This is a genomic window from Bdellovibrio sp. ArHS (assembly GCF_000786105.1).
Taxonomy (GTDB): Bacteria; Bdellovibrionota; Bdellovibrionia; order Bdellovibrionales; family Bdellovibrionaceae; genus Bdellovibrio.
Map to the genome: position 1 here is coordinate 20,029 of NZ_JTEV01000040.1, position 7,363 is coordinate 27,391.

Annotated in this window: 8 protein-coding genes; 2 read left to right on the forward strand and 6 right to left on the reverse strand. The window is 46.3% G+C overall.

Annotated features, from left to right (window positions below):
- Positions 1 to 2 precede the first annotated feature (2 nt).
- Positions 3 to 1,043: an IMP dehydrogenase gene (locus tag OM95_RS16510; protein WP_041876296.1), complete on the reverse strand. Its 1,041-nt coding sequence runs from the start codon at positions 1,041 to 1,043 to the stop codon at positions 3 to 5.
- A complete protein-coding gene (locus OM95_RS16515; protein ID WP_041876299.1) occupies positions 1,036 to 1,716 on the reverse strand; it encodes a hypothetical protein in 681 nt (226 codons plus the stop codon). Before OM95_RS16515 ends, OM95_RS16510 begins: the two co-directional genes overlap by 8 nt.
- Positions 1,717 to 1,821: 105 nt before the next feature.
- Between OM95_RS16515 and OM95_RS16520 the strand changes: the two genes are divergently transcribed.
- Positions 1,822 to 2,709, forward strand: a complete 888-nt coding sequence (locus OM95_RS16520; RefSeq protein ID WP_291516687.1) for an SDR family oxidoreductase — start codon at positions 1,822 to 1,824, stop codon at positions 2,707 to 2,709.
- Here the strand turns inward: OM95_RS16520 and OM95_RS16525 are convergent.
- The 4 genes from OM95_RS16525 to OM95_RS16540 form a co-directional block, all read right to left on the reverse strand.
- Positions 2,698 to 4,299 carry an ATP-binding cassette domain-containing protein gene (locus OM95_RS16525; protein ID WP_041876301.1) on the reverse strand — a complete coding sequence of 534 codons (1,602 nt, stop codon included), beginning with the start codon at positions 4,297 to 4,299 and terminating at the stop codon, positions 2,698 to 2,700. The genes OM95_RS16520 and OM95_RS16525 overlap by 12 nt on opposite strands.
- An 80-nt stretch (positions 4,300 to 4,379) precedes the next feature.
- Positions 4,380 to 5,060 (reverse strand): hypothetical protein, encoded by a 681-nt coding sequence (locus OM95_RS16530; RefSeq protein ID WP_291516689.1) that lies wholly within the window; start codon positions 5,058 to 5,060, stop codon positions 4,380 to 4,382.
- 137 nt (positions 5,061 to 5,197) lie between these two features.
- Entirely contained in the window at positions 5,198 to 6,151 is a 954-nt protein-coding gene (locus OM95_RS16535; RefSeq protein ID WP_041876306.1) for an HTTM domain-containing protein, read from the reverse strand.
- On the reverse strand, positions 6,126 to 6,746 hold the full coding sequence (locus tag OM95_RS16540; RefSeq protein WP_041876318.1) for a hypothetical protein: 621 nt from the start codon (positions 6,744 to 6,746) through the stop codon (positions 6,126 to 6,128). The genes OM95_RS16535 and OM95_RS16540 overlap by 26 nt, the downstream gene beginning before the upstream one ends.
- Before the next feature lie 298 nt (positions 6,747 to 7,044).
- Between OM95_RS16540 and OM95_RS17475 the strand changes: the two genes are divergently transcribed.
- Positions 7,045 to 7,363, forward strand: a 319-nt coding sequence (locus OM95_RS17475) for a hypothetical protein (RefSeq protein WP_291516692.1), incomplete at its 3' end; no start/stop codon positions are given.

Genomic DNA, 7,363 nt, shown 5'->3' on the forward strand with positions numbered 1-7,363 from the left:
CCCTAATTTTTTACACCGTGAGCTCGGGATTCCGCAATACCATTCGCCGACATTTCCATAAAGAGAGCTTTCTCACGTATTTCAGCAATCGTGGTCGCGTTAACGTAGCTCATTCCGGATCGGATGCCGCCCGCAACTTCCAGGACCACGTCCTTAACGTGTCCCTTGACATTGACTTGCGTGGATTCTCCTTCCGGAGCCATACCTTCGGGTACTCCACCTCTCCAAGAGTCCTGGGCCGCTCGGGAAGCCATTCCTCGATACTGTTTTTTTCCATTCTTAATTTCGCCCGGAGTTTCAATGGTCCCTGAAAGCATACTGCCCAACATCACAGAGCTGGCGCCCGCCGCGAAGGCTTTCACCATGTCGCCGGAAGTACGGATGCCGCCGTCGGCAATGACAGGAACACCATAGCTGTCGGCAACTTCAGCACACAAGGCAATCGCCGTGAGCTGAGGCACACCGCAACCGGTGATAATGCGAGTTGTACACATCGATCCAGGTCCAATACCCACCTTGATGGCATCAGCCCCGGCCTCGATTAAATCGTGAGCGGCGTCGGGTGTTGCCATATTCCCCGCGATGATTTCAATGTGCGGATGATGATCTTTCAACCACTTCATGGTTTCCATCATTTGCACGGAGTGGCCGTGAGCAATGTCGATAGTGATGATGTTAACGCCGGCATCAATCAACGCCTTCGCGCGAGTTTTAAACTCTTCGCCGACGCCGACGCTGGCAGAAACATTTTTAACTCCGGCTTCTTTTAAGCGACGAGCCTGAGACGCTTGCTCTTCGGCTGAAATGAAGCGATGAAGAATACCCAATCCCCCCAGAGTATTCATCGCAAAAGCCATGTCATACTCGGTGATCATGTCCATGTTGGCGCTGATGATCGGCATATCAATGGATACTTTTTTTGTGAGCTTTGTCGTAAGGTGTGGATCGCGACGAGAACGGATGTCAGAACGCGCAGGCATAATAAGCACGTCATCAAAAGTTAAACCCTTGCCGCGATTTTTGATGTCTTTCCAATTAAACATGAGCGTCATGTTTTCTTACCTCACTTCTAAAAATATTAAAAAGGATCTGAGTTGATAAAACCAATAAGTAGGTATCTAGGGCGGATAGAGTTAAACTGGCCACGGGCGTCTTCCAAATCAGGCGATAGGCATCAAACAAAGCCGACAGAACCACTGGGATGAAGAGATGGAAAAGGACAAACACTCCCAGAACCTTCGGCCAATTCCTGCGCACAATTTGTGCGGATCTTTGCAGGGCATCTTCTTTTCCTTGGTCGTAGCGCTCAGACGAAGTGACAACCAGAGGAACCAGACTGTATTCAATGTACTTCCAAAGTCCCGGTAAAATTAAAAGCAAAGACCAGAGCAGTGTTTTACCCCAGGAGCGCAAGGTCTCAATAAAGACCTGATTCAGATTTTTCTCCATGAACTCGCCCAGAGTTTTATTCCAGCCCGTCAGAGTGTTCAGGGCGTAAAGTGCCAGGGTTATAAGCAGGACCGGAAAAACCACACTGCTGATAATAGAGAGAAACCCTAACCAATAAACTTGTTGTTGGGCGCCATGGGGGTCACGAAGGGCATTTTCGATATGCAGATTTAGATACTGGTCAATGTTGCTCGACAGAACGACCAGAGCGAAGAGGGGCAAGCAGACTTTTTTAAAAACCTGTAGGTTTTCGGCAAAAAAATTCACTTAAGTATTTAGATCGCGATTCAAAAGGGGAGTCAAGCGGACTCTTGCCAAGAAACACCCCGGGGCACCGGGATGTTCAGGCATAATTAACAAAAGGAGGCTTTTATGGGTCTTCGCGTGATGATCACGGGTCCCACTGGCACTCTGGGCCAAGAACTTGTGCAAAAGTTTAAAAACGCGGGCCTGCCTTTTGTGGCGGCCTCACGTGCTTTGGAACGTCTTCCCGAAGGGGTTCGGGGGTTGTGCTTAGATTATGAAAATAGCCTCATTTTAGAGCAGGCCCTGAGCGATGTGGATGTGCTTTTCTTTTTACAGCCTTTCAGTGCAAAAATGATTGATGAGGCCGCACGGGTGATAAAAGCCGCTCGCAACTCGGGGGTCGAATTCATTCTTCGCATTTCAGAAATCGGTGCGCAAGCCGGGTCTCCTTATCTTTTTCGTCATTTGCATGGACAGGTTGAGGAGATGTTGGCGCAATCAGGAATCCCCTATGCCTTTTTAAAACCGGCCGCTTATATGCAGAATTTTCTGCGTGGTTATCGTGAGGCCTTGATGCAAGGAACGCTCTTCCTTCCAGAGGGAGAGGGGCGGACGGCTTTTGTCGATGCCAGAGATGTTGCGGATGTGGCTTTCGAAATTTTAAAGAATCCCTGGGGATTTTCAAAAAAAAGTTTAGAGATCACAGGAACGCGTGCCCTTTCCAATGCGGAAGCTTTGGCCATCATTTCAAATTGCACTCGCCGCCGTCTTTCCTATGTACCCGTGACCGAAGAGGCGGCCCTGCGACTTTGGCAGCGCGCTGGAATGAGCCCCTTCGAAAGCGAAATTCGTTTGAGTTTACATCGAGCCACTCGGGAAGGAAGCACGGATCGGGTTTTTGAAACTTTTAAAAAAATCTTAGGACGGCCGCCGCGAAGATTTGAAGACTTCTGTCGAGAGATGAGAAGCTCATGGATTCCTCACAGCGAAGGTCTGGAACTGTCACGACAGTAGATTGTTCTTTCTGATCTCAAGATATTCTTCATAGGTGATATGATTATCATAGACGACCTTGCCATCCAGTTCGATCACACGATTAGCCACTGTCTGAATTAATTCATGGTCATGGGACGTGAAAATTACTGTGCCTTTAAAGCGCTTCAGGCCTTCGTTGACGGCGGTGATGCTTTCCAGATCCAGGTGATTGGTGGGGCCATCCAAAATGAGAATGTTTGATCCCGACAACATCATCTTTGAAAACATACAGCGTACTTTTTCGCCTCCTGACAGCACATGAGGTTTTTTAAGAGCATCGCTACCGCTGAACAGCATTTTCCCCAGGAAACCTCGCAAGAAAGTCTCATCTTTATCTTCGGAGTACTGGCGTAGCCAATCGACCAAAGAATCTTCGGCCCCTTGAAAATATTTGGAGTTGTCCGTAGGGAAGTAGCTGCGAGAGGTCGTGATTCCCCAGGAAAAACTTCCGGAGTCCGCAGGCAGTTCACCAGAAATGATTTCTAAGAGAAGCGTCTTGGCCAGGTCGTTCTTCCCCAGAAGCACGACTTTATCACCTTTTTTTAAAGTGAAACTGACGTCTTTAAGCAGAGTTTCGCCTTCCCAGTTTTTGGTGATGCGATCTACGGTGAGAACATCGTTGCCAAGTTCACGTTTAATATCAAATCCGATAAAAGGTTGTTTGCGTGAAGACGCCGGTAGGTCATTGAATTCCAGCTTTTCCAATTGTTTTTGGCGGGAAGAGGCTTGGCGTGACTTAGAGGCATTGGCACTAAAACGTGCAATAAAGGCTTTAAGCTCTTCCGCCTTTTCAGAGCTCTTTTTGTTTTGATCCGCCAAAAGTTTTTGGTTTATCTCGCTGGCTTCGCGCCAGAAATCATAATTCCCGGTGTAGGTCGTTACTTTGCCAAAATCAATGTCGGCAATATGTGAGCAGACTTTGTTCAAGAAGTGGCGATCATGCGAGATCACAATCACTGTATTCTGGAAGTTTAATAAAAACTCTTCCAGCCATTGGATGGCGTAGATGTCCAAGTGGTTCGTAGGTTCGTCCAAAAGGAGAATGTCAGGTTGACCGAACAGGGCCTGGGCTAAGAGAACTTTGACTTTTTCTCCACCATTGAGTTCTTTCATTAGCTTGCCATGGTATTCATCGGTAATCCCCAAGCCTGCAAGCATGACGCCAGCCTCGGATTCTGCCTCCCAGCCATTGAGCTCGGCAAATTCTGTTTCTAGCTCAGACGCGCGCACGCCATCTGCTTCAGAAAAGTCAGGATTGGCATAGAGGGCGTCCTTTTCTTCCATAATTTTATAAAGACGTTCGTTGCCCATGAGGACTGTCTTAAGAACCGGAAACTCATCAAACGCGTAGTGATCCTGTTTTAGGATTGAAAGTCTTAAATCGGGGGCAATATGCACTTCGCCTGTGTTGGGCTCGATCTCTTTTGAAAGAATCTTCAGAAAAGTGGACTTGCCGGCTCCGTTGGCGCCGATAAGGCCGTAACAATTTCCTGGGGTGAACTTTACGTTCACGTCTTCAAAAAGTTTTTTACCACCGAACCGGAGGCTGATGTTACTGGTACTGATCATGAGGAGTCCTTTGCGGACTCTTTTTTACGGTTTTCCTGTCAAAATCGCAACACATTCAGGACCGAAGGGTAAAAAAATACTTAGAACTGATACGTTAATGTGAGTCCCAGTGTGGGGGAGAGGCCGGATTCATTCACAGTGTCCTCAAGATCCCCCTCTGCGGCGCTGATAACTGCGTGTCCTGGATAGAGCGAGTCGAATTCAGGGACGCCGGTACTGATGGAGATTTTTGTGCCCATGACTTTCGCGGCGCCTAAACTTGCCTTGAGATATAAATGATCTTGCATAAGCCAGGTGTATCCAAAGTGGGCTCCCAGGATCATGAGTTCGCTCTTCATATTGACGGCGGGATCGCGTCCCAAAGACACGAGAAGATCTTTAAGTAGAGTATAATCATCGCCGGTGGCAGCAAACAGAACTTCATCAATGCTTGCAGAGCCTTCAGCGTTGAGCTGCGCGGCGGTCATGCCCACATGCCACCCTACATCGCCCTGAACGTTGTACTGAAGGGCGGCTCGTAATACGCGGTTATTTTTAAAAGCGGCGTTGATAACCCTTCTTTGAGCATCGTCGGTCGATACAACATCGGCAATCGTGTTGTAGTACAATACAGGCACGATTCCATAGGAGACACTAAATTCAAGATATTCGTAGACCTTCAGATTGAGACCGCCACCGACAAAGGTAGGAAACACCGTGATGATTTCCGGAGACAGATGGACATCACTGTCTTGGGCCGTGGCCCGTATTGTGAATAGCATGGCCATGTTGACGAAAAGTATTATTTTAAAAAGTTGTTTCACCAAGGGGTCCCTTCGCCGAAGAGTTCAAAGAGACCGTATGCCTTCAGAATCCTGAAGGCATGAAAAGAATGAGAGAGCTGAAGAAAATCAGATCTTTAGGAATTCTTTTGTTGAAAGTATGTCCAGGAAGGGCGCCAGGATAAATGGAATTTCTTTTCTTTAAACACCTGGACCCATCGGGCAAGATCCTTCGGATCAATCATCGCCGACATACTTACGATCATTGCCCATTCAAACACCGGAATGCTCATGGTGTATTCGATACCCAGATGCAAAGCTACTCCCGCTAAGAGTACCCAATAGCGAGTCTCTTTGAACCAAACAAGAGTTCCTAGGGCGAACTCAACAATGAGGGTGCTCCAGGTAAGAAGTTTTATCATTGTTAGATCATTTAAAAGCGGCAGCGGGAAGCGAACGAATTCATCAATTCGGGTCGCCGTATAAATGGCGGTTCCATCAATCCATTTTTCACCCTTGATTTTAAAAAGAACTGTCGCCACATAGATTGTGCAAAATTGAAGTTGGATAAGGCGCAGAGCCCAAGGACTTTTATCCACAGGAATTGCCGGGGCTGTGCCCTTTAGTTTCTTTCTGAATCGATCGACAGACCAAAGGTCGCCACTGGGAGTAAAAAAGAGAAAGAACAAAAATATTCTTAAGACAGAATCTGCACTGTTCAGAATAAAGCCATTGCGATGATGGAAAGAGACAAGGGTGACGAAAGCCACGGCGATAGAAAAGCGCGTGAAGGTTCCAGATAGCACGCCAAGGACGGCCAGTAAGTTAATTATTGCCAGGGTGAAGGTGTTTTTATCGGTATGGGGGATATAGTCAAAAAGAGAAAACCTAAAAGGATTTCCATATTGTTGGGCCGTCTGTAGGGAAATCATGCCCTGTGGACCATACAACACGTCAAGATCGGTCACTATCATCCACCAATTAAAAAGCAAAAGCAGTCCCAACCCAATTCGCAAAAGTGCGACAGTGTGAACTGGTTGCGGTGCAAAGACGAAATCGTAAAACTTAGAGAGAAGTGTTTTTAGCTTCATAACGAACCTTCTGTGTGGTGGGAGTGAAATAGAAAACGGATTCTTTTAAAAATTCGGTGCTTTTATTTCCATGGGGAATGAAAATTCCTTTTTCCAGGGGCGGAACCTGGTTGGAAAAACGACTGAAAACGATTTTACTGACGACACGGCCGGCGCCCTTGGCTTCGGTTTGTGCGATTTCGCGAAGGACATATTTGGAGATGTCAAACCACACTAAATCATTTTGGTTCGGTAAAAGAGTTTCCTGCCCTACGATTCTGTAACGGTCGGCAGTCAAAATTTTTCTGGCACCATTAATGATGCTGGGACGGGGCATTTTCCAGATCGTAGTTGAACCGTCTTCAAATGTAATGTCGGCCTCGACATAGGCATTTGTATTCATCGGATTCGGCGCAAACATGCTCCAGGGTTGATAGAGCATTGCGAGGGCTTGATATCTTTCTATAGACTTAATAAAGGCGCCGCCAAGAGCGCTTCGGTCGGGAAATCCATCGGCCCACATGATTCCCACATTGACAAAGAAGAATGTCAGAATCAGCGCTTTGGTAATTACGTCACAGGTTATTTTGATTTTTTTTTGGATAAATTGTTTCATGATTTTTCCTGTATCATGTGCAGACTTACAAAGTCTGGTTATTGATTTGAAACAAACATGAAGAATTGAATAAGGTAAATAACTGCGGCGTAACAATGCAGACTGATTTTCGGTTTTTTTGTTTGAATATCTCGCTACAACAAAAATGTGTTTACAAAAGTTGAAAAACAATAAGGTGTCAAAACTTTCGGTTCGCGCCACATTTCCTAGAAATTTTTTGGCGATGACCAGAAACAATAAAGGAGAATGTATGGTTCAAAGTACGAAAACTACATTCCTTTTAGCAGGGTTTACGTTGGTGGCGAATCTCGCGTTTGCGAATCCTCCCACGAATGCATCTGTGAATAAGGAATCAAAAAAACCTTCATCAGCGACATATATCGGTGGGCAAGGTGGATTTGTAAGTTATGATGCCAAAGTCACAACGACTGTTTCCACTCGTGGTAATAACGGGAATAACGGGAATAATGGGAATAATGGGAATAATGGCAATAATGGCAATAATGGTAATAATGGAAACAATGGCAACTCTGCTGCTTTTGGTTCTCTCGGTATTCTTGGCTCCAATGGTAACAACGGTAATAACGGTAATAACGTAAATAACGGTAATAACGGTA

Bases quoted from the DNA above. Each gene is read 5' to 3' on its own strand.
- OM95_RS16520 (WP_291516687.1), top strand. From the start codon at position 1,822: ATGGGTCTTCGCGTGATGATCACGGGTCCCACTGGCACTCTGGGCCAA.
- OM95_RS16530 (WP_291516689.1), bottom strand. From the start codon at position 5,060: ATGCTATTCACAATACGGGCCACGGCCCAAGACAGTGATGTCCATCTG.
- OM95_RS16525 (WP_041876301.1), bottom strand. From the start codon at position 4,299: ATGATCAGTACCAGTAACATCAGCCTCCGGTTCGGTGGTAAAAAACTT.
- OM95_RS16535 (WP_041876306.1), bottom strand. From the start codon at position 6,151: ATGAAGCTAAAAACACTTCTCTCTAAGTTTTACGATTTCGTCTTTGCA.
- OM95_RS16540 (WP_041876318.1), bottom strand. From the start codon at position 6,746: ATGAAACAATTTATCCAAAAAAAAATCAAAATAACCTGTGACGTAATT.
- OM95_RS16510 (WP_041876296.1), bottom strand. From the start codon at position 1,043: ATGTTTAATTGGAAAGACATCAAAAATCGCGGCAAGGGTTTAACTTTT.